We start from the raw sequence: 23,034 nt of genomic DNA on the forward strand, positions 1-23,034 counted from the left end.
GACAGTGGAATGCCCTGTATGCAATACAGTCAGGATGGTAGCCAGCAGCTGCCGGGGATGGGCCAGCCGGTAGGGAAGCGCGCAGGTGTAGTGGCATCGGGCAGCAGAAAGGAGTGTGCTAGCAGCGCCCGCCCCTAAACAAAAAAAGCCCCGGGATAATACCCCGGGGCTTTAGAAGGAAATCAAGTTTAGGAATAAACAGCGGGAAGTAGTTTCACCTGACGTCTGTAAAGACAGTCTTTAGTTCTTCAGGAACTTGATGGTATTTTCTCCCTTTTCAGTAATGATCTGAATGATATAGTATCCGGATGGGAGCTGATAAGCGTCCAGGTTCAGGCGAATATCGCCGCTGGTGCCGGTAGTTGTTTCCGTGAGGGTCATACGAACAGTGCCGGAGAAATCAAGTATGCGAATCTGCAGGTCGCTGTACGCTTCTACATTCTCGTAGCGCAGGCTGATATGATCTCTGGCCGGGTTGGGATACGCGCTGTAGCCTTCTGGCAGATCTACTGCTTCTTCGGCCTCCTGCTGACCAGCTACCGTTAGAGTAAGATCATCTTCTTCTGAGTTATTTGCCCCGCTGTAGAAGTTGCCGCCGTCAGACTCACCCATGTTGGCAGAGCTGGTAGCTCCCGGGTTGGTGGTGGTGGCTACCGCACCAGACGCCATTTTAAAGACAATCTCGTTGGAGAAATCTGAGTAGCCCTGGCTGTTCTTGGCGCGCACCTTAAAGTAGTAGGTCTGGCCTTCAGATAGCTGGGTTACGGTATAGGCCGTACTGTTGGTGCCGGCTTTGGCGCGCAGCTTGTAGTTGCTGTCGCTGCCGATGCTCATGTAGATCTCATGCTCAGACTCGTTGTTGGCATTGTCTTTCCAGTTGAGCTTGATGGCCGTGGTTTTATCGGCAGTACCTCCCAGATGCGAGGGGGCTGCAATGCTATAGCTGCCTGAGCTGGTGCTGCCAGAGGATGACGTTTCTTCCGTATTGCTGTCACTGCCTGTTGAGGAGGCTACGGCACCGGCTACCATTTTAAATACAATCTCATTCGAGTAGTCGGAGTAGCCCTTGCTGTTTTTGGCACGCACCTTAAAGTAGTAAGTTTGGCCCTCGGACAGCTGGGTTACGGTATAGGCTGTTGCAGTAGAGCCGGCTTTGGCCCGTAGCTTGTAGTTGCTGTCGCTGCCCACACTCATGTGGATCTCATGCTCGCTGGCACTGGAGCCATTGGTGTTTTCCAGTTAAGCTTGATGGCCGAGGTTTTGTCGGCTACACCTGCCAGGTTGGCTGGGGCATACAGGCCGCTGCTGTTTGTGCTGGTAGAGGCTTCCGTATCGGATGAAGAAGAGCTACTGCTGGCGCTATCATCGGAGCTGCTGCCATCGGTAGAAGAAGCTACAGCGCCGGCTACCATTTTAAAGACAATCTCGTTTGAATAGTTAGAGTAGCCTTTGCTGCCTTTGGCCCGTACCTTAAAGTAGTAGGTCTGGCCTTCGGTAAGGTTGGTTACCGTATAAGCGGTGGCGGTAGAGCCGGCTTTGGCGCGCTGGTAGTAGCTGTTGCTGTTGCCTACGCTCATAAAGATCTCATGCTCGCTGGCATTGGTGCCGTTGTTGTTTCTCCAGCTGAGTTTAATGGCCGAAGTTTTGTCGGCTACACCTGCCAGGTGAGAGGGGGCATTCAGGCCGGAGGTGGAGCTGCTCTCAGCTTGTACTGTTACCTGCACATCATCAAAGGCGGTGTTGCCCTTGCTGTCGGTGGCCGTCAGGCGGAAGGTGTAGGTGCCTTCGGACAGGTTGCTGGCCGACAGGGTAAGGGTATTGGAGCCGGTCATGCTGGCAGAAGGGCCATTTACCTTGGTCCAGCTAACCGAAGGGGTGCTGCCATCTTCGGCCTTTGCCGATCCCCGCAGGCTTACGCTGTTTGAGGGCAGGGTAAGGGTCTGATTAGAGCCCGCACTTACGGTGGGGTCTGCCGAACTGCTGCTGCCAGCATCCGTGGTAGTGGCTACGGCACCTTCCACCATTTTAAAGACAATCTCATTAGAGAATTCAGAGTAGCCCTTGCTGCCCTTGGCCCGCACTTTAAAGTAGTAGGTCTGGCCTTTGGTAAGGCTGGTAACGGTGTAGGCTGTAGCCGTAGAGCCGGCTTTTGCTCTCAGGTAGTAGCTACTGCTGTTGCCCACGCTCATGTGAATCTCATGTTCGCCGGCATTAGAACCGTTGGTGTTTTTCCAGCTTAGTTTAATGGCCGAGGTTTTATCGGCTACGCCCGCCAGGTTAGAGGGGGCATTCAGGCCTGAGCTGTTGGTAGTTGTGGTAGTGCTGCTGCTTTCGGCTTTTACGGTTACCAGCACATCATCATAAGAAGTAGCGCCTGCATTGTCGGTGGCCGACAGGCGGAAGGTATAGGTGCCTTCTACCAGATTGCTCAGGCCCAGGCTTAGGCTGCTGGTGCCGCTCATGGTGGCGGAGGGGCCGCTTACTTTTGTCCAGCTTTTGGACGCAATGCTGCCATCTGTATCAGAAGCCGATCCGCTAAGGGTAATGCTGTTGGTAGGCAGGGTAAGCGTTCTGTCGGAACCGGCATTTACTACAGGTAGTGCATTTGAGGTACGCTGGGTGCCGCTAAATTCATACGCGCCAATATCAAAGGTACCCCCCTGCGGGCGAGGCGTTCTCAGCAGGTCAAAGCCTACCTGGCTGCCCAGGTTTGCACCCTTGTTTACGGCATTGCTGGTTTCCTGCAGCTGGTAGTTGCCACTGCCTGCATTTACAAACTTTACATCAGTGATCTTGGGTACAAACAGGTTGTTGCTGGCGGTATACTGAATATCGGAATGGTTCAGGTAAAGGTACTGGTTGCGGGTGTAGTAGTTCAGGTGCAGAGTTTTGGGCTCTGCCACAATGTTGTTGATGAAGCGGTTGCCCACTGAATTTCTGGAATACATGCGGATGCCATCCCGGCCAGGGTTTACAATGGTATTGTTTAGCACCTGATAGCCACTGTTGGGAAGCAGGGGGCCACGCTCGTCAATAAAGATGCCATCGCCACCGGGGCGCACCACCAGGTTGTTGTAGAGGGAAATGTTGCCGATGCCCAGCACCATAATCCCCATGCCTTTGCCGTCAAAAATCTGATTGTTGTAAAATTTGCCGGAAGTGCCCGGGTTAAGGATCAGCCCCATGTCCTGTGAAGAAGCAAAGGGGTCCAGCCCGTAATTCTTGATGGTGTTGTTGTACATCTCCACATCCTTGGTGGCACAGCCAATCTGGATGCCATCGGCGCCGGTGTTTTCAACAATATTGTTGTACACCCGCAGGCCGTGAATTTCATGGGAATACACCATGCCGCAGCCATAATCTTTGCCGGTGTAGTAGCTGGAGCCTATGTAGAGCCCTTCGCCCCGGGTACCGTGAATGTAGAGGTCATGAAAGGACATGTTGTACATGGTGAAGTTGCCCCGGTGATACTCCCGGTTGTCGCACTTGGCTTCTACCTTTGACATGATTCCGGCAAAACCGGCATCGGCAATTTCAATGTGGTCAACTTCAATATCGGTTTCGGTTACATACATGGCAGAGCCTTTGGAGGCCGTGCGAATGTAAAAGCCGTATTTGTGAGAGGAGCTGCCCGTGCCGGTAATGCGGATGTATTTGCTTTGATCAAAAACAAAGGTACCATCCATAGAGGTGTTGTCGAAGATCACCTGGCCACCGCAGTTCTTGAAGGTAAGGGGTTGGTCTTTAGTGCCCTGAAACCCAATAAGCTTTAGACGACCCCGCACGCCTGCCTTGATACAGATCACATCGCCGGGTTTTACGCCGCCGGGCATGTCTTTGGCTTCAATGTAACTTTGGCTGCTGGTGATCGTATGATCACAGCCACAGTCCTGGGCCTGAAGGCTGTTGGTTAACGAGAGGCCCAGCAGAAGAAAAAAAGCTGTAAGGAAAGTGCGGCTAAAGAAGGAAAAAAATAGGGTGTTGTTCGCAGAGGATGGGTGAACTAACATGGGTAAACGTTTTTCTGAAATGTCCTGGAAAATGTGAAGCTGCCCGGGTTATCTGTGGTCTAAGCAGTTGGTAGTAATTGCGTTGCGTTGCTGTTATGCAATATTACTACAGCCCAGAGGGAATAATGCACACGGAATGGGGCCGTACTTACAGACTTACCAAATACGTTAAAAACACGAACAGTGGGGAATTTAAGTCTTTTGTTAAGTTGAACGGTGCATGTAAGGTGTGGGACAGTTCTACACCATTACAAATACTATGCTATGACAACAAGGAATAATACAAAGTGGGGGAAATTATACACACCAGCATTCCCATGTAAGGAATGGGGAAAATATGTCAAATTTGCCCATTTCTGTACCTTTAATGCCAATTTTTTAGGGTGAAAGCACTTTCGGTCTTACTTTCTTCTGCATTATTTCTTTCAATTCTTGCCCTGCAGGTTTCTCCCCAGTTCTGGTGGGGTATAGGGGTGCTGGCTGCTGCCGCACCACTCCTATGGGGGGGTACCCTTCTGTTTGTGCTCCTGAGTTTTCTGCGGCCCAGCTGGTGGATGGCAGCGCCTGTTGGGGCCTTGCTGCTGGGAATGGGCGTGTTTTTTGACACCCTCTCGTTTCCCGGCCAGAAAGCAGAAGAAGCCCCCGGCCTTGAGGTGCTCAGCTACAACCTGAGCCATTTTAACCGCCCCCGTACCTATCTGTGGCCTAAAGATTCCGGCAAGCTGGAAAAGGTGCAGGAGCTGCAGCGCTTTATGGACTGGACGGCCGGGCATCCCGCAGCTATTAAGTGCTTTCAGGAATTTTATACCTATCCACAGGACCCCTACTTCGATGCCGATGCCCGGCTTAGGGCAGGAGGCTGGCAGCATGCGCACCTGTGGGTAGATACCCTGCAGGTCAATAAATCTGTTTTTGGACTGGCCATCTATTCAAAATACCCCATTTTGGCTTCAGGGGTGGTTTTTCAAGGCTCTACCAGTTTCAATAAAGGCATCTGGGCCGATATTGCCACCCCTGAGGGGGATACCCTGCGGGTGATCAACGTACATCTGGAATCTGCCCAGCTGCAACGCACCCGCCGGAGCAGCGGGGGCAAAAAAGAAACCCTCCGCAACATGCTCTGGGTATTCAGGGAAAGCATGCTGCACCGCAGCGAGCAGGCCGATAAGGTGCTGGCCTTTGCCCGCAGTAGCCCCCATCCGGTACTGATCTGTGGCGACTTTAACAGCACACCGTACAGCTATACCTACAAACAGCTGGATAAGGATTATCAAAACGCCTTTCGCAAGAAAGGAAGCGGCTTTGGGTTCACCCTAAATCATCCAAAGTTGTTTTTTTACGTATAGATCATCAGTTTGCTTCCGAAAGCTTAGAAGTCTGTGCGTTCCGTACGCATACCGAGGTGCCCTACAGCCAGCACTATCCCACGGTGGGAAAATACCGGTTCCGTACGCAGGAGCCCCGCAAAAGGGGTATGATCCTGTAGCGGAACTGTAGCTTGCTAAACTTTTTTTAACAGATTGAGGTATATTAGGGTAGCGAGCGCACCCACAACCTTATTTTTAGCTCTTATCAGATGTCTGCTTTTGCCCTTTCCATCATAAAATTATCAGCTGTTGCGCGCCTGATCCGGGTGCACCAATGGGTTAAAAATCTTTTTCTGTTTATCCCCCTCTTTTTTGCAGGCCACCTGTTTGATACCCATGCCCTCATCAGCCTGCTGTCCGGTTTTCTGTCTTTTAGCCTGGTAGCCAGTGCCATTTACATTATCAATGATTATAATGACCTGGCCAGCGACCGGATGCACCCCACCAAGTCCCGCAGACCCCTTGCGGCAGGCGAAATAGGACTACCGTATGCCTTTAGCCTGCTGGGCCTGATGCTAACCGGCGGGCTGGTGATGGCCTGGTTTGAAAATCCCCTCTTTTTTGCCGATTCTCATTGGGCTATATGGCCATAAACCTGGCCTACTCCTATGGGTTAAAGAATGTAGCCCTGCTGGACCTGTTCATAATTGCTTTTGGCTTTATGCTGCGGGTAGTGGCAGGGGGGGTGCTGGCCGATGTGCCCATCTCCCGCTGGCTGGTGATCATGGTGTTTCTGCTGGCCCTGTTTCTGGCGCTGGCCAAACGCCGGGACGATCTGCTGTTGTTCAAAAAATCCGGTCAGCAGCTGCGCAGATCGGTAAAGCATTACAATCTTGAGTTTCTGGGCTCCTGCCTTACCCTGTTGTCGGGCATTATCATGGTTGCCTACATTATGTATACCGTTTCGGAAGAAGTGATCCAGCGGCTGCAGACCGAAAATCTGTACATGACCTCGGTTTTTGTCATTGCCGGCATGATGCGCTACCTGCAGATTACCCTGGTAGAGAACAACAGCGGCTCGCCCACCCGCATCTTGTATACCGACAATTTTATCCGCTTTGTGATTCTGGGCTGGATCATCAGCTTTTATAGTATCCTCTACCTGCCCAAGATGTGGTAGTACCCCTTCATGAAAAAATTACTTGCAAACTGGGGGCAATACCCAGCCCTTGAAGCCAATGAGCTAAGCTTCCGTACCCCGGCCGAAGCTGCCCAGATTGTGGCTTCAGAGGAGCAGCTGATTGCCCGTGGGGCCGGCCGCTGCTATGGCGATGCCTCCCTGGCCGCTACGGTGCTTTCTACCCTGCAGTACAATAAAATCAGGGCCTTTGATAAGCAACAGGGCATTTTTGATTGCCAGGCAGGCATTACGCTGGATGAGGTGCTGGAGGTGATCCTGCCCTGGGGATGGTTTTTGCCCGTTACGCCCGGCACCAAATTCATTACCGTAGGCGGAGCGGTAGCCTCCGATGTGCATGGCAAAAACCACCATAGCGATGGTTCTTTCTGCCAGCATGTAGAAGTGCTTGAAGTGCTTACAGCCTCCGGGCAGGTATTGCGTTGCAGCCCTTATGAAAATACCACCCTTTTTGAAACCACCTGTGGGGGTATGGGGCTTAGTGGCATTATTACCCGGGTGCGTTTTCGGCTGAAAAAAATAGAAACTGCCTACATACGCCAGACCCAGCAAAAAGCCGCCAATCTGGAGCAGATCTTTCGGCTGTTTGAAGAAAACCGGCAGGCAACGTATTCGGTGGCCTGGATCGATTGCCTGCAAAAGGGCAGGCACCTGGGCCGCAGCATTCTGATGCTGGGTGAGCATGCACGGGTGGACGAGCTGCCCCAGAAATTCAGAAAGGACCCCCTGCAGATCCGGGAAAAAAAGAAACTGTCGGTACCCTTTAATCTTCCCGCCTTTACCCTTAATTCCTACTCTATAAAAGCCTTTAACTGGGCCTTTTATCACAAGCTGCGCGCACAGCAACGCACCGACCTTACCGATTACGATACTTATTTCTACCCCCTTGATTTTGTGCATCACTGGAACCGCATGTACGGCAAACGGGGCTTTGTGCAGTACCAGTTTGTGCTGCCCTTGGCAGGCAGCTATGAGGGACTTCGGCAAATCCTGGAAAAGATCAGCCAGAAGGGCATGGGGTCTTTTTTGGCGGTGCTGAAGCTGTTTGGCCCGCAGGCTGGCCTGCTTTCCTTTCCGATGGAAGGCTATACCCTGGCCCTGGATTTTCCCGTACGGCCCGATCTGTTTCCCTTTCTGGACGAACTGGATGACACTGTACACCGCCTGGGGGGGCGCATTTACCTCTCAAAAGATGCCCGCATGAAACCTGAAAAATTTTTGCAGGGTTATGCCCGGGCGAACGAATTTCTGGACAAGCTGCAGCAGCTCGATCCTGCCCAAAAATTTGTTTCTCTTCAGCGTAAGCGATTACACCTATCAACATGAACTACATATTACTCTTGGGCGCTACCTCTGATATGGCCTTTGCCACCGCCAAAGAATTTGCCAAAAGGGGCTGGGGCCTGCTGCTGGCTGCCCGAAATCAGGAACAGCTGGCCGTGCTCAAAACCGATTTGGAGGCACGCTATGAAGTACCTGTATATGCGCTGCCCTTTGAGGCCCGGCAGTTTAGCAGCCATGAGGCATTTTTGGCTGGCTTGCCTCATCAGCCGCTGGTAACCGCCCTGTTTTTTGGCTACCTGGGCGATCAGCAAAAAGCGCAGGACGACTGGCAGGAGAGCAGCCGCATTATTGAGGCCAACTATACCGGCGCGGTCTCTATCCTGAATCTGGTGGCCCGGCAGTACGAGCAGCAGAAGCAGGGGGCCATTATTGGGGTAAGTTCCGTAGCGGGTGAGCGGGGGCGCAAAAGCAATTACCTCTACGGCAGTGCCAAGGCAGGCTTAACTGCGTATCTGTCAGGCCTGCGCAACCGCCTGCAGGCCAGTGGCGTGCCGGTGATCACCATTAAACCCGGCTTTGTGGCCACCCGCATGACCGAGCACCTCAACCTGCCAAAACCGCTTACGGCTAGTCCCCGGCAAGTGGCAGAAGCTATTTACAAGGCCTATCAGAAGAAAAAAAATGTAGTCTATGTACTGCCGGTTTGGCGGCTGATCATGCAAAATATCCGTATGATACCAGAGCCGGTCTTTAAGAAAATGAACCTCTAGGCCGTTTGCCAGGCACCGGGGTTGGCTGGTGAAGAGGGGTAGGGAGTACGTAAGAAACTTTCTCCTGATGCCACATTGGCCGCGTAGAAAGCGAAAATTTGGGATGGTACGCACACTATTAATTTTTTTAGCGGCTCTGGCGAGTTGCTTCCTGTACTGGAGCTTGTATGCCTACACGTCTATCGGGATAGACGATGCCCAGATCTATTTTGTCTACTTCAGGAATTTTGCCGAGGGGCATGGCTTTGTTTATAATACTGGCGGTGAGCGGGTAGAAGGCTTCACCTCCCTGCTCTGGACCCTGCTGGGAGCTGGCGCCTATGCCATCAGTCCTCTCAATTTCCCTTATTTTTTACTACTGCTCAATGGGCTGCTGGTAGGCGGTACCCTATTGCTCATTGATAGGGGTATGCGCCTGCTTGGTGGGCAAGCGTGGACCACGCTGGCTATCATCTGCTTTTTGGGCTATAGTGTGCTTACACCCGGCTACCTGGACTGGATGCTGATTTCTCTGATGGAAACCGGGCTGTGGGCGTTTTTGCTAACAGCCGCGGTGGTGTCTCTGCTTTACCTACAGACCGACCAGCGGTATGTCTATGCCCTGTCTGCCCTGCTGGCGCTGCTGGTGCTTACCCGACCGGAAAGTATGCTTTGGGGGATATATTTTATCGTAATGGTGGTGCTCACCTACTCCCTGCAGATCCGCAAGCTTCAGTTCAGGCCCGTCAGCCTGATGGCAGGTGCATTTGTGGCCGCTCTTGTAGGCCTTGTGGTGTTCAGGCTCAGCTATTTTGGCTATCCCCTGCCCAATACCTATTATGCCAAGATGTCGGGCGATCTGTTCTATAACCTGTTCCAGGGGGGGCGCTACCTGTTTCTGAGCATGGTGCAGCTGCCCATGTTCTGGTTTTTTCTGATAATAAGCCTGGTTTCACTGGTGCTGCTGGTGCCTAAGCTGGGCTGGCATCGTCCGGCGCCCGAGCCCCTCTCAAAAGCCTGCGCGTTTCAGCTGGTGCTGGCGGGCACCACTTTTTTGAGCTTTATGATTCCGCTTTACACCGGGGGCGACCATTTTGGCATGGGCCGTATGCTGCAGCCCCTGGTGCCTGTGTATTTTATGATGATCTTCAACATTCCTTTCTGGAAGGAAGCCACCGGCATACACTTTAAAAAAGCCCGCACTCTGGCAATGGGGGGAATGGTGCTGGTAGTGTTTCCGCTTTTTTACTTTAGTGCCGAAGTGCCCCTGCACCGGGTGCCCGAGCAGAAAACGCCTATTTCTGATGAGATTCTTGTAGCCCGCATTGGCAGGGCTGATGCCGAAAAACTGAACCGCCTGTTTGCACCCCTTGCAACGATGCCAGCCGTTGGGGTTAGTGCTGCAGGTGGCTTTGCCTGGGCCTATAAGGGGTATACCTTTGATATGCTTGGCCTCAACAGTACGGCCATGGCGCATTCTGATAGTGAGCGAGAGGGCGTACGGAAAAATCATGCTTCCTTTGATGTCAATACCCTGCTGGAGATTAAGCCGCCTGTATTTCATGGCTATTCGCATGGTAGTGCCGTAGTGGCCCGCTTCCATCAGCAGGAGGAGGAGGCCTTTCACCCCCTGAGCCAGCAGGGCTTCAAAGACCTCTTTGTCAATGAAATATTCAAGGGAGTGTTTTTTGATCCGCAGTTTCAGCAAACGTATATCCCGGCTGTGATCCGGCATCCGCAGGTGCCAGGCCTAATCTACCAGGCCTATTTTTTAAAGAGTTACCTTCCGGAGCTGGAGCAGGCAGGGTACAGGGTGCGTCTGCTAAGCATGGCCGATGTGCGTAAGGGGTTTGAGCCCGTGCTGGAATAAGCCTACCTTCTACAATCAGCCGTATTGGATTTGCCGGAACCACTCCTGACAATTTGCCTTGGCCTAAGCAGTTAAGCGTTTTTTGGCCAGTTTCATGGGTATAGCCTGTACCCCTTTATTAACCCCTCAGGCCAGGTGCTGGTGGGGCGCCGGTGTCTGCAGGGCCTGCTTTCGGGAAAAATACCGGTCTTTCAGTAGCAGGAACCTGCGCTCGTATTGCTGAAAGCTCAGCCAGGAAATGCCCCATACCAACAGAAAATACAGCCCGAAGCCCAGCCAGCCTTTGCCCGTAAAAGGGGCCAGTACTTTTATGTAGGCAGCCATTACCGCCCAGTGAAAAACATACATGCCGTAAGAGACCCGGCCCACTGATACCAGAAAGGGGTGCTGAAACAGGCGGGCAAGGGGAGAGGCTGAAAACCGGTTGGTGGTGATCAGGGCGATGATAAAAAATGAAAAGCTGATGTTTAACAGGCTATACCCCCATACATGCTGGTAGTTCTGAACGGCGCCCACACTGTAACCAAAAGAATGCAGGGGGGGATGCATGCCCCTGTAGGCCCAGGATCAGCCAGTGGCCAAGGCCCACCAGTAAGGTAAGCAGAGCGGTGCCGGCAAACCAGCGGCCGGGATACGCTATACGCTCCGGCAGACGAAATAAAGCAATGGCGCCCCCCATGGCAAAGGCATCAAAATGGCTGAGCGTAAACCAGTAAATGGCCTCCCCGGCTGCTTCATCGCTAAGGGCAGACCCAATGAGCCAGCGCCCCAGCAGGTAGCGTACTACCGGCCCGGCGGCAATGATAAGCAGCAGCGCGCCTTTGAGCAGGCGATTCGGCAGCAGAAAGACCAGCAGCGGCCACACCAGGTAAAACTGCTCCTCTACAGAGAGCGACCAGAAATGCGTAAACAGGGGAGAGTGTGTCCACTCCGGCGATAAACGGGTAAAATTAAAGGTGTAGGTATAGAGGTAGGGGAGCTTGCCCAGGGCCGATTCGGGCATCTGCACCAGCATAAACACCCCGGTGATCAGCAGCAGGTAGGTAAAGTACAAGGGAAAAATCCGCAGGGAGCGACGCCAGTAAAAACGCTTCAGGTAAAAGCCCAGTTCCTGCTTTTTCTCCTGCAGCAGAATACGGGTGATCAGAAAGCCGGAAAGCACAAAGAAAATCTGTACACCAATCCAGCCACTGTCCAGTAGTTGAAAATGAAACAACATCACCAGCGTAACGGCCAGCGCCCTTAGTCCGTCAAGTGAGCGGATATAAGAAGTCATAAAAATCCAGGTCTTGCACGAAAGGAGTGAATGGAGCTCTTTCTCCTTTAAACGTAAAACAAAAAAAAATGCCCGATAATATCGGACATCTTTTTAGTGAAACTACTCCTCTGATTATTGCTTCATAAATCTAGTGACTTTACTGTTAAAATCCATACTTTTCATCCTTAATAAATATAAACCTGGAGAAATGTTTGGGTTTGACAGGTCGATGTGTACACTGTTGTGGCCTTTAGTGGCTTCATACTCAGTCTGATGCACGGTGCGGCCCTGCAGGTCGGCTATTTGTAATGTGTAGGTGCCAGCTGTTGGCGCATCGAACTGAAGGGTAATTTCACCCCGGCTTGGGTTTGGATACAGGGCAAAATAAGACTCGGCCGGAACACTTTCCTGCCAGGCGGCCGTCTGCTCCTCAAAGGAGCGGCTGCTGGCGCCAGTGGTTTCCTTGGTGGCGTCCCGTACTTCCAGCACCATGGCATTCAGGATGCCGTAGTTGTCGAACTCGCCGGATTCTACTTCCACAATGACAATGCCCTTATCATCGGGCTGCACATCCCGGATCACCGTAGTTTTGCTGATGTTGTTCTGGATCTCCAGGGTACGCTTCTTGGAGCCGATCCTGAATTCGGTTACCCCATGGTTGGAGTTGAATACACTGGACGAGAAGAAACGGAAGTTATACTTCATGTTCTTGTCAAGGCCGCTGAACTTCATTACTGCCACAACGCCCCGTTCCGTAAAGTAGAAGCTTTTGATCACTTTATCGGGATAGATACCTGCTCCATTGGCAGTAGCACCAAAATAGTTTCCGCCATCAAAGGGTTTGTCCAGTACCATGCTGATACCCGTGCCCTTGCCCTCATCATTGTTGAAATTATTCCAGTTAGCACCTTGGGTGGGGGGTTTGGTAAGGTTGTTCCAGGGGCTGCCCTGGTTCATCTCCCAACTGTGGGTAAAATTGATGTGGACCAGGTAGGAGAGGGTAGCCGCCTGCCGGATAGGGGTAAAAGGCGACTGACCGCCATTGCTGGTCGCCCGCACCCGGTACTCGTATCCGGTACTTGGGCTCAGGTTCTGGTCTGAATAGGAGGTAGCGCTGGGGGAGGTGGTGTGAATTTTTACAAACTCACCCGATGGCAGCTGACGGCGCCAGATCTCAAATCCGCTTTCCTGATAGGATTTGTCCTGCCAGCTCAGGTCAATCTGAGTTCTGGAGACAGCATAGGCCCGGAAGCCCTCCGGTTTAAGGGGCAGGCCGCCATCGGGGTACTGCTCAATAACCATAGCCCCTAAGAAGGCGCGCTTGCCCCCGCTGCCATTTACCCGTATTTCTACTTCTCCGCTGCTGTTGGCTTTTACGCCATTGATCTGTACAGTCTGGTCTATGTTGCTTTGCACCTCCAGCGATACGGTCTCGTTGCCTATGGTGTAGTTGGTGCGACCGTTGTTGCTTTCCAGAATGGTGCTGCCATAGAACACAAAGTTGTAACGCCGGGAGGGCGAGAGGCCTGCCACTTTAATGCGCATGGTAGAGCCTGCATTTGCCCAGTAGTGGGAGCGGGTTACAATGTCCGGAAATACTCCTGAGTTGTTATCAGAGGTTTCGCCGGTTTCGCCGCTTCCTCCCCAGCTGGTAAGCAGGGTAAGGGAGATGCCGGTATTATCGCCTCCTTCATCCAGCAGATTGCCAATGGTTTTGTTCTGTGATGGGGAGGTGTTGGTGTTATTCCAGGGACGGGGGGCGCCAAATCCCTGGTTGAAGTTTACAAACGTAGAGCGTTTGTTGCCATCAGCTACCTGTATGGTAAAGGTTACATCAGACTCAAGCGCACCATCATAGGCAGTAAATTGCACGCCCGGATAGTTGCCCCGGTCTTCAATGGTAGGATTGAGCGTAAGCTTGCCCGTGGTGGCATTGGCCTGCTCAATGCGGGCAAAATGCGGCAGGTTTCGCGTGCTGAGCGTCAGGGCCAGTCCCTCTGGATCATACAGATCAAAGGTGATCACTGTTTCCTCCCCATCGCTGGCAAATACAGTAGAGGGAATGGTGCCAATTACCGGCGGCTGGTTGCTGCCATCCAGGTTAAGCAGGGCCACATTGCTCCAGCCAGAGGCGCCTGCCTGGTTGATGGCCCGCACCCGGTAGTAGTTGGCCCCGCTACTGTTAGGTTCCTGGTCAGTGAAGAGGCTGGTATTAGCCTGTGTTTGCCCCAGGGGTGAAAACGTACTGCCATTGGTGCTTTTCTCAAGCTCAAAGCCTGTTTCATTGTCGGCATTGTCTGTCCAGCGCAGCTGTATGGTATTATCACTGGCAAGGGTAGCGCCAAGCTGGGTAGGAGCTATAGGGGCTTCTTCGCTGCCGCCGCCGCCGCCATCTTCTTCAATCGTAATGCTGGCTACAGCACTCCAGGCCGAAGGACCGGCATCGTTGAAGGCGCGCACCCGGTACCAGAGCGTACTGCCAGGGGTTGGGGCATCGGGGTCGGTGAAGCTAAGCGCATTGGCCGCGGTGGTGCCTAGTTCGGTAAAGCTGGTGCCATCGGTGCTGCGCTCAATGGTAAAGCCGGTTTCGTTATCGGCATTATCGGTCCAGTTCAGCTGTACGGCTTTGGCATCATTCAGGCTGGCAGTCAGCTGGGCAGGGGCTGCCGGCACAGTTTCCTCACCGCCACCATCGCCATCCTCTTTGAGCTGGGCTACATTGCTCCAGCCTGAAGTACCCGCCTCGCCGGTGGCACGCACCCGGTAATACAGCGTAGTGCCAGCCGTATAGGGGGTAGGATCGGTAAAGCTGCTGCTGTTGGCAGCTACTTCGCCAATTTTGCTGAAGGTAGTATTGTCGCTGCTGCGTTGTATCTCAAAGCCGCTTTCCGTAGCTGCATTGTCGGTCCAGCTCAGGCGTACCTGATTGTCCTCTCCAAGGGCTGCCGTCAGCTGGCTGGGTGCAGCAGGTGGTGTAGGGGTACCCCCTCCATTTTCATCGCCATCATACCGCACCTCCAGTACCAGTGCATTGATATAGCCATAGCGGGTATTGTCTGGCTGACGTACACCCAGGATCAGCTCGCCATTTGGCGCTTTAAGATCCTGAAAGCGCACTACACTGGTGGTGTTGTTGTGTACGTTCAGCGTTTTTTTGCTGCCATTCAGGCTATATTCCGTTGGCGGATTGCTTTCACCATAGGTGCTGCTGCCCAGAATGCTGAGGGTATAGGTGAGGTCCGGATCAAGATCCCGGATGCGGATGCGCTTTTCTTCCCCATTATAGGTATAGAAATAGGTTTTTAGCACAGCATCGGGATAAATGCCAGAGTTATTGCCGGTAGTGGCGCCAAACGCATGTCGGCCAAAATCGTCCAGCATGCTTACATCAATCTTGGTGCTGCGGCCTTCGGTATCCTTCAGGTTATAGATGCCGGCGCCACGGGCCGGGTAGGTATCAAAATTAACCCAGGGGGCATCTGCATTCTCATGTGCACGGTCGTTGAGGTTGATCATGACCGTATAGGTACTCACTACATTGGTAATGGTAACAGCAAACTGCCGTACGGAGGAGTTGCCCTGCGAGTCGGTGGCCCGCACGCTAAGGGTATACGTGCCGGCATCGCCATAGCCGGGGCTAAGGGTAAGTTTGGCTCTGCCTGCTCCCAGGTCGCTAAGCGTTGCAAATGCAGGGGGGCTTACCAGGCTAAGGCTGATGGCATCCCGCTCCGGATCAAATGCATAAATGGTAATGCTGCGGCTTTCTTTTTCGGCCAGGGTCTGATCGGCTATGGCTGTGCATTCGGGAGCTTCATTGTCGCTTACCCGTATGCTGATGGTTTCGCTGGCAGTAGCGCCTGAGGGGTCTGCTACCGTAATGAGCACATTGGCATAGGTGCCCTGATCCGTGCTGGCAGGAGTAAGGATGAGCCGGGCTTTTCCATTGCCCAGATTTTCAAGGCTGGCAAATCCTGGCAGGTTGGAGGCGCTGAAGGTAAGCGCATCACCCTCCTGGTCAGTGGCTGTGAGGGATACAGTTGTTTCCTTATCAAAGCGGGCACTGATGTCACCAATGGGGGTGAGCACCGGTGCTGTGTTTACGGGTGGTTCCTCCCCGTCCCCATCGCCATCTCCATCACCGTCACCATCCCCATTCCCGGCGGCTACGGTAGCTTCGTTGCTGAAGGGGGAAGGACCGCTGGCATTCACTGCCCGTACGGCATAGGTATAGGTTTCACTGGCCAGTACTTCCTCATCCAGGTAACTGCTGGCATTGGCGGGCAGGCTAATCAGCAGGCTGCCGTTGCGGAAAAGCTCTATGTTCTCCTCATTGTCGGCATTGTCTGTCCAGCCCAGCTGAACGGTAGTTTCACTTTCCCGGCTGGCACTCAGGCCGCTGGGGGCTGCCGGCAGGGGTTCTTCGGTAGAGGGTAGGGTAGTGGCATTGGCCCATTTGCCATCGGCCCCGATATCGGCAAATTCAGATTCGCCGGCTGAGCCTACAGCCAGCACTTTATAGTAGTAGGTAGTAGCCGGCTTCAGCTCGGCGTCGGTATAGCGGGTGGTATTGGCTTGGGATACAGCGCCGGCAAACGTAAAGGGACCCTCATTGCTGGTACTGCGGTAGATCTCAAAACCGGTTTCGTTGCTGCTGTTGTCTTTCCAGCTTACGGTAATGCTTTGGTGATCTACCGCCTCGGCGCTTACATTGGAGGGTTTGGCCGGAGGGGTGCCTGGTTGGTAATTATCGGTAAAGGCTGCATCAGGTATGCGCTGCTTACTGATGCCGGGGCCTTCCCAGTATACTTCCAGCCCAATGCCATCATTCCGCCAGTTAAAGTACATCACCTTGATGGCATGATAGCCTGCGGTAAGGGTGATCTTGCCACTGCGTTCCCGCATCTCCGGGGTCTGGCGGCGGCCATCGTTGCTCACCACCTCAAACCCGTTCATGAATATGGAGCTTCCATCATCTGAAATGGTATAGAAGGTGTACTCGCCATCGCGGGGAATATTTATGTAGCCTTCAAACGTAAAGCCATAGCGGATATCCTGTTCCCGGTGAGTTACAATGTCAAAGTTAGGCACCCAGCCGGTCTTGATGGGGTCCATGCTGGACATCTGGTGCACGGAGGTGAAGTCGCGCTCGAAATAGCTGTAGAACAGGCCGTTGGTAGAGGTGGCGCCCGTTACCTGATTGCTGAAAGCTGAGAGGTTGGCGGATCCATCCCGGGCCCGCACGGCAAAGGTAAAGGCCTGCTCTTCGGCCAGGCCGGTTACGGTAAAGCTGGTTTCTGTGGTGGTGCCTACCAGCTTGGTTTTATTGTTGGAATAGATCTCGTAGGTAAGGGTTCCGGCTCCATCGGCATTGTCGGTAGAGGGCTCCCAGGCCAGGCTGATGGAGGTACGGGTGTTGCGGGTAATGCGCAGATTGGTAGGAGGCGTAGGGGCCTGGGTATCCATTTGGGTCTTGCCAGTGGCCAGGGCGTACTCAGATCCGCCTGCATTGCCTACGGCCCGCAGTGAATAATAGAAGCGGGTATGCGAGCCGAGGCCTTCATCCAGATAAGATGAGGTATTGGCCGGGAGCTGGGCGGCCAGGGTCCAGGGCCCATCGGGCGACATGCTGCGGTAGAGCTCAAAACCAGTTTCGTCCGTGCTGTTGTCTTTCCAGCTCAGGCGCAGAGAGGATTCGGAATTGGTAGCTACCAGAAAATCCCCTGGTGCCGGCAGCACGCCCACCTTGTTGTAGGTAACATAGATAGGGGCAGATGCGGCACTGGGACATCCCAAGTACTCGGTGGTCACTACACTGTAAACCCCTTCGCTATAAACGGCTATGGTCCGCAGCGTTTCGCCGTTTGACCAGGCATAGGAAAGATTTCCTTCCGGAGCCTGAAGTGTAACGCTGGTGCGGCCATCAAGGGTAGGCAAGGCGGTGGGGCCCATGGCTGTAACCGTTGGCGTAGGGGTAGGGCCAACCCGTTTGATGACAAGTTCTTCTGACCACTCGCTCCACTGGCCGGCATCTTTAATGCGCACCTGGTACTTGCCAAGCGCATTGAACTTAAGCTCATTGCTGCCTGCGCCGCTGATCAGCTGGCCATCTTTGCGCCATTCATAGCCTTCGAATCCCTGTTTTACGCCCATAGTACCGGCTACTTCTTCACCATCGCAAAAATTGGATTTGAAAAAGAGGGGGTGGATGCGCAAAATGGAGTTGCGGCTCAGGAAGGGGAAAAAGTCAGCTTCTTTATAGGTATCGTCCCAGGTACCATGGCCCAGGTTGGGATAAAAATAGTAGTAATAGTGGGCACCGATAGATTGGTATTTTGAAGCAATGCCATTGCCGGCACTGGGAGAAGGGCTACTGTCCAGGCCGCCCTGTGCATGCCAGAGGGCGGTGTACTTGAGTTTTTGCGCATCGGTGGAGTGGCCGGTAGACATGACCACAGCCGCTGCAATTTTTTTAGGATGGTCTTCGGCAAGGCCCCAGGCTGCAGAGCCGCCCCCTGAATAGCCCTCCAGCTGCACCCGGAATTTATCTACATGCAGATCGCGTATGGCCAGATCTACAAAGGTCATCACACTGCTCAGATCACCACTCGGCCACAGGCCGGAGGCCGAGTTGTTCTGGGGCACCATCACAAACCCATTGTAGGTACCTTTATTGAGTGCATCCAGGTGCTCTCTGCCGCCAAATCTCAGCTGGTGGTTGTTGTCGCTTCCTTTTTCGCCTATACCATGTAGCAGAATCACCAGCGGATACTTTTTAGTGGTAGCGGTGCTGTCAAAGCCCTTTGGAAACAGCAGGCGAAAGGGCATCTTATTAATGATGTAGGGTTTATAGGCCGTGGTATTCCAGCTGGTGCCAATGTTGTACCGAAACCCCCAGGGATACACTTTGCCGTCGGAATTTGGCGGATTATCCGGATAATTGGAAGGAAAGGTGGTTTGTGCAAGAAGAGCTGGAGAAAACAGGAGCAGGGCAAAAAGAAGGCGTAGAGTCTTTTTCATACTAAAAAAGTACATGGGTCAATAGGTAATATTGCGGCGCAATACATGTGCACTTGGTGGATGTTCGTACAGCTGGTTGACATAAAAAATGCCTGTAAATTACAGTGTATTGCGCATGCAGCACCCGATTTGCGTGCTTGAATTGGGGGCTGCCCGTACAGGAAACTAAAAAATCAGAATGATCTACAAGCGTAAACTCATTCAGATCGGGACTTGTTCTTACATGCTATACGTAATTTTTCAGGAAGTGGCTATTTTTTGCCTGCAGGAATATAGACCTCAATAAAGGCATTGTTCTGCTGCCTGGGCGCCAGGAACTTATCAACCAGCTGGTACTCCTGCTGCAGATGCTCCCGCAGGGCAAATGGATAAAAGTTATTCAGATTTGGTATGTATTCGAACAGTACCAGATCGTAGTGTCCGGCACTCACCCTCTGTTTATATAATTCCAGTTCGGCATCAAACATGGATACCCCCTGGTGGTACCAGAGCGGCATTCCTTTTTCCGGCTCAAAGCCCAGCTCATGGGCAAGGGGGGTAAGCTCGCTCATGTTCAGGATCCTTTTATCGGCCCTGGCAAACTGCGGCATCTCCCGCAGACGCTGAATGCCCTCCACTGTTTCAGGTGGCATGTAAATGTGCTCAAAGGCCTGGCTGTTGGGCAATTGTACCCACCTGGCCATGTTTACCCCTATGCGGCTGGTATCTGAACTGATCACATAAGTAGCCTTGGAGATCTGGTTTGGCTGCTGGCTTGTACTGGCCTGGGTGCTGCCGGGCAGCCGCTTAAAAATACGCTTGGCATAGCCATAATACACCCCTGACCACCAGAAGAAGATAAGCGCTACGGCTGCTGCCAGAGGTACAAGCCGCTGGAAGGTAAAGCGGAACCGCAGCGAGTGAAGAATATAGGCAAAGGAAAAGCTGTGGAAGTAAATGTTATTGTCAGGGGGAATGTAACTGGTTACCTGTACAATGGCCGCCTGCACCAGTACCCCCATGGTGAGCAGATAGAAAAGGGTTTCTTTCTGGCGGCTGAGGATCTCAGCTGCGCTGCGCAGCTTGTGCGCGTAGAGAACGGTTACGGCCAGCATGTAAAACTTGATCCAGTGTGAGGCACCAAAAAATTCGTCCACAATATCGCTAAGGCTAAAGCGGGAATAGTGCGGCGCCTGCCCCCAGTTGAACCAGTGCAGAAAATCATGCTGCAGAAAGGGCAGCACCGCAAGGGCCGTCAGGAGCAGAAACAGCCCGCTAAACCCGGCAACATAGCCAATGCTGCGGCTGGCCAGACTTTTGTAGGCGGCCAGGGCCAGGCAGAGCATCAGCGCAAGGCCACCCCCATCCTGTTTGGTAAAAAGGGAAAGGGTAATGAATAGCGCAGCGGCCAGCATGTACAGCAGGCTTGTTCTCTTGCCGGCAGCCGTAAAGCTATAGAGCAGAAACGCCACGCCTATAAGCTCATACACAAATACGGTCTGGTTATACCAGGGCCAGAAGTTGAAAAAAAGGTAGGTAAGGCAAAAGAAGACCATGGCCAGCAGCCGTTTACCGGGATCAATCCGGAAAAACACCAGGATAGACCGAAAGGCCACGGCTGCCAGAAAATTGATCATTACCTGCGCCTTTACCAGCGTAAAGAGGTAGGGACCAAATAGCTTGAAGAACAGGGCCGGGATAAGCCAGTACCCAATGCCCAGGGGCATGCTAAAATCACGGTAGGGCATATGGCCCAGGTAAAGCCGGTAGGCCCCTTCCCAGCTCAGAAAGATGTTAATGCGATAGGGATAAGTAAAGAAGAGCGGAATAAGGGCAAAAACCAGTACCACGCCCAGCTCTAGTGCGCCAATGTGCAGGCGGCCAAGCGTCAGGCTGCTGGTGCGCAGGCTAAGAAAACGATCAGTAATATAAGTTGTAAACGCTTTTGTCATTACAGCAATCAGGAATTAGCAGGAGATAGGGTAGTTTCTTTTGCGCCACTAAAGGGCGGGTTGAACAGAACGCGCAGGCCCAGCCGCATGCACAGGCGGTAGAAGTAGAGCGGCAGCAGGAGTGCGGCCGGAAAAGCAAGGGGTATGATGATCCAGTAATTGGTAATGCCCGCTCCGTAGAGAAATAGGGCCCTAATAGCTGCACCTACAGGGGCATGCAGCAGGTAGATGTACAGGGAGTGCTGGCCAATGGTGCGAATAACATCCAGCCGGGGGTGATGCAGACCAGCCAGCCAGTGGGAAAACAGCATGGTACAGCCGCTGCCGGCCAGGGCTACCAGCAACAGCAGGCTAGCGGGTGTTCCCAGGAATTTCTCAAACAGGATCCACTCCCCCAGGCCGGCGGCCAGGGCCAGCAGCAGGAGTAACTTTCCGGAGCCCAGCTGGGGGCTGGCCTGTTTACCGGCAAGGGTATTGGCCAGCAGATCACCTATGGCAAAGAAGATAAAAAGGGCACAAATATCCTGTAGCACGGTATAGCCCTCCAGCAAGGGACTGGCAAAGTAAAGGCCAGCGCCGGCTGCCAGTAGCGGCAGGCGATATCCCCGGCTCAGCAGGTGCATCAGCATGTAGAGTGCCGATACATTAAAAAGGGCATATAGGAACCACCAGTGCCCCCAGGGCTGCACAAAAATGTGCAGGTAGTTGATCATATCGGCCTGGGTATTGCTGTAGCCAGACAGCAGAATCTGCAGAGAGGTGATGATGAACGACCACAGCAGATAGGGGTACAGGATGGTCTTGCTTTTGTGGAGCAGGTAGCCGCCGTGGCTGCGCTTTTCAATACTTTTGCGAAAGAAGATGCCACTCAGCAAAAAGAATAAAGGCATGCGGAAGGATACCCCTACTTCGTCGATAAAGGCAAAAAGGGCCGGATCGATGTAAACGCCCGCCCGCTCCATGCCAATGGTCAGGTGCCGGAATACCACCATACTAATGGCAATCCCCTTGGCATAATCGATCCAGGCAAGGCGGCTTGTGTGAGTTGAGGAGAGCGTAAAAATTTCCCGCAGCATGTGATACAGCCCTTCTTAGTTAAAAGGGTATAAAGAGGTCAGGTAAAAAATCACAGTTCGGTACGTGCGTACAGGTTTAGTACGATGAACGGGGGGCTAAGGTTAGGCTTAGCGGTGCGCCATTTCAGATAAAGTTGCGTATTGTCAAATTTTCCCTAAACCCTGCCCTTAGTGCAGCCTGGTACAGCCCGAAGCCCGTTGCAGGCCTAACCCGCCCCCAGCTCGCTTGGTAGCTGCTTATAAAGAAAAAACCCCATCAGCCTGAGGCGAATGGGGTTTGTATAAGTAGAAGATGTAAAACGTATAGGCTGTCTGTTACTGTATAGAGACTTATTTTTTCAGGAATTTCAGGCTCTTGGTGCTGTTGCCGGCGCTGATCCGGAGCACATACATGCCGGAGGTCAGCTGCTGGTCTTCCAGGTCAAGCCGGTAGGTGCTGCCAGCCCCGGCCTCCAGCGAGCGCTCCATGCGCACCCGGCCGGAGAGATCCACCAGCTGTAGGGTAGTGGTCCCTTCCTGAGCATCGGCCAGGGAAATATCCAGGTAGCTGCTGGCCGGGTTAGGGTAGAGGCTATAACCGGTGGTGAGGGGTTCCAGCGTCTGGTCCTGTGCCACTTCCTCCCCAGAGGTTACATCGGTATAATAGGTGCCCCCGTCAGCATCGCCGGTATTGGCTCTGCTGCTGGTATAGTCCGTTACCATTTTTACGGCAATCTCGTTTGAGAAGGCGGTGTATTTGCCGGAGCTGTTTTTGGCCCGGATCTTAAAATAATAGGTCTGGCCCGAACTAAGCTTAGACACGGTATAGGCGGTAGAATTGGCGCCGGTTTTGGCTCTCAGGCTGTAGTTTGAGGTTGAACCGGTGCTCATGTAAATTTCAAATTCTGTTTCGGTGGTGCTGTTGTCCTTCCAGCTCAGCTTGGCGGCTACATTTTTATCGGAGTAGCCGCTCAGGCTGCCGGGAGCGCCAAAGTCGGAGCTGCTGCTTGTAGAGCTGGTAGTGGTAGTGGTGCTGGTAGAGGTGTTGCCCTGTACCATCACCAGCTTGGCTTCATTGGAGTAGTCTGAGTACTTGCCCGAGCTGTTTTTGATGCGCATCCGGAAGTAGTAGGTCTGGCCTGCTACCAGGTTGGTTACCGTATAGCCGGTAGAGTTGGCGCCGCTCTTGGCCCGCAGGCTCCAGCTGGAGTTGTTGCCGGCACTCATGTAGATCTCAAACTCTGATTCATCCGAGCTGTTGTCTTTCCAGCTCAGCTTGGCAACGGTTGATTTATCGGCCGAAGCAAACAGGTTGGATGGTGCCGCCAGTGAACTGCTGCTGGTGGTGCTGGTAC

The 23,034-nt window shown here is 53.1% G+C and carries 14 protein-coding genes; 6 read left to right on the top strand and 8 right to left on the bottom strand.

The features are described from left to right. Positions 1-240: 240 nt before the first annotated feature. Both ADICEAN_RS01155 and ADICEAN_RS01160 read right to left on the bottom strand, forming a co-directional pair. On the bottom strand, positions 241-1,194 hold the full coding sequence (locus ADICEAN_RS01155; protein WP_009193663.1) for a fibronectin type III domain-containing protein: 954 nt from the start codon (positions 1,192-1,194) through the stop codon (positions 241-243). Beyond that, positions 1,191-4,010 carry a PKD domain-containing protein gene (locus ADICEAN_RS01160; RefSeq protein ID WP_009193664.1) on the bottom strand — a complete coding sequence of 940 codons (2,820 nt, stop codon included), beginning with the start codon at positions 4,008-4,010 and terminating at the stop codon, positions 1,191-1,193. Before ADICEAN_RS01160 ends, ADICEAN_RS01155 begins: the two co-directional genes overlap by 4 nt. A 383-nt stretch (positions 4,011-4,393) precedes the next feature. Here ADICEAN_RS01160 and ADICEAN_RS01165 point away from each other — a divergent pair, with 383 nt between their 5' ends. The 6 genes from ADICEAN_RS01165 (at position 4,394) to ADICEAN_RS01185 (ending at position 10,418) form a co-directional block, all read left to right on the top strand. After that, positions 4,394-5,356, top strand: a complete 963-nt coding sequence (locus tag ADICEAN_RS01165) for an endonuclease/exonuclease/phosphatase family protein (protein WP_009193665.1) — start codon at positions 4,394-4,396, stop codon at positions 5,354-5,356. 230 nt (positions 5,357-5,586) lie between these two features. Then, a complete protein-coding gene (locus ADICEAN_RS23110) occupies positions 5,587-5,970 on the top strand; it encodes a UbiA family prenyltransferase (protein WP_009193666.1) in 384 nt (127 codons plus the stop codon). Then, positions 5,961-6,497 carry a UbiA prenyltransferase family protein gene (locus ADICEAN_RS23115; protein ID WP_009193667.1) on the top strand — a complete coding sequence of 179 codons (537 nt, stop codon included), beginning with the start codon at positions 5,961-5,963 and terminating at the stop codon, positions 6,495-6,497. Before ADICEAN_RS23110 ends, ADICEAN_RS23115 begins: the two co-directional genes overlap by 10 nt. 9 nt (positions 6,498-6,506) lie before the next feature. Further along, entirely contained in the window at positions 6,507-7,841 is a 1,335-nt protein-coding gene (locus ADICEAN_RS01175) for an FAD-binding oxidoreductase (protein WP_009193668.1), read from the top strand. Further along, positions 7,838-8,569 (top strand): SDR family oxidoreductase, encoded by a 732-nt coding sequence (locus tag ADICEAN_RS01180; protein ID WP_009193669.1) that lies wholly within the window; start codon positions 7,838-7,840, stop codon positions 8,567-8,569. The genes ADICEAN_RS01175 and ADICEAN_RS01180 overlap by 4 nt, the downstream gene beginning before the upstream one ends. Before the next feature lie 163 nt (positions 8,570-8,732). Then, positions 8,733-10,418, top strand: a complete 1,686-nt coding sequence (locus ADICEAN_RS01185) for a hypothetical protein (protein WP_040395907.1) — start codon at positions 8,733-8,735, stop codon at positions 10,416-10,418. Positions 10,419-10,544: 126 nt separating this feature from the next. Here ADICEAN_RS01185 and ADICEAN_RS01190 read toward each other — a convergent pair whose 3' ends face one another. The 6 genes from ADICEAN_RS01190 to ADICEAN_RS01215 form a co-directional block, all read right to left on the bottom strand. Then, positions 10,545-10,934 (bottom strand): acyltransferase family protein, encoded by a 390-nt coding sequence (locus ADICEAN_RS01190; RefSeq protein WP_009193671.1) that lies wholly within the window; start codon positions 10,932-10,934, stop codon positions 10,545-10,547. Next, positions 10,894-11,694, bottom strand: coding sequence for an acyltransferase family protein (locus ADICEAN_RS20790; protein WP_009193672.1), 801 nt, complete (start codon positions 11,692-11,694; stop codon positions 10,894-10,896). The genes ADICEAN_RS01190 and ADICEAN_RS20790 overlap by 41 nt, the downstream gene beginning before the upstream one ends. A 114-nt stretch (positions 11,695-11,808) precedes the next feature. After that, positions 11,809-18,693: a fibronectin type III domain-containing protein gene (locus tag ADICEAN_RS01200; RefSeq protein WP_009193673.1), complete on the bottom strand. Its 6,885-nt coding sequence runs from the start codon at positions 18,691-18,693 to the stop codon at positions 11,809-11,811. 251 nt (positions 18,694-18,944) lie between these two features. Beyond that, entirely contained in the window at positions 18,945-20,624 is a 1,680-nt protein-coding gene (locus ADICEAN_RS01205) for a hypothetical protein (RefSeq protein ID WP_009193674.1), read from the bottom strand. Between the two features lie 8 nt (positions 20,625-20,632). Continuing rightward, entirely contained in the window at positions 20,633-21,700 is a 1,068-nt protein-coding gene (locus tag ADICEAN_RS20795) for an acyltransferase family protein (RefSeq protein WP_009193675.1), read from the bottom strand. A 330-nt stretch (positions 21,701-22,030) separates the two neighbouring features. Further along, the coding region (locus tag ADICEAN_RS01215) for a fibronectin type III domain-containing protein (RefSeq protein WP_040395909.1) at positions 22,031-23,034 on the bottom strand (1,004 nt) is incomplete at its 5' end.

Source organism: Cesiribacter andamanensis AMV16 (genome assembly GCF_000348925.1).
Lineage (GTDB): Bacteria > Bacteroidota > Bacteroidia > Cytophagales > Cyclobacteriaceae > Cesiribacter > Cesiribacter andamanensis.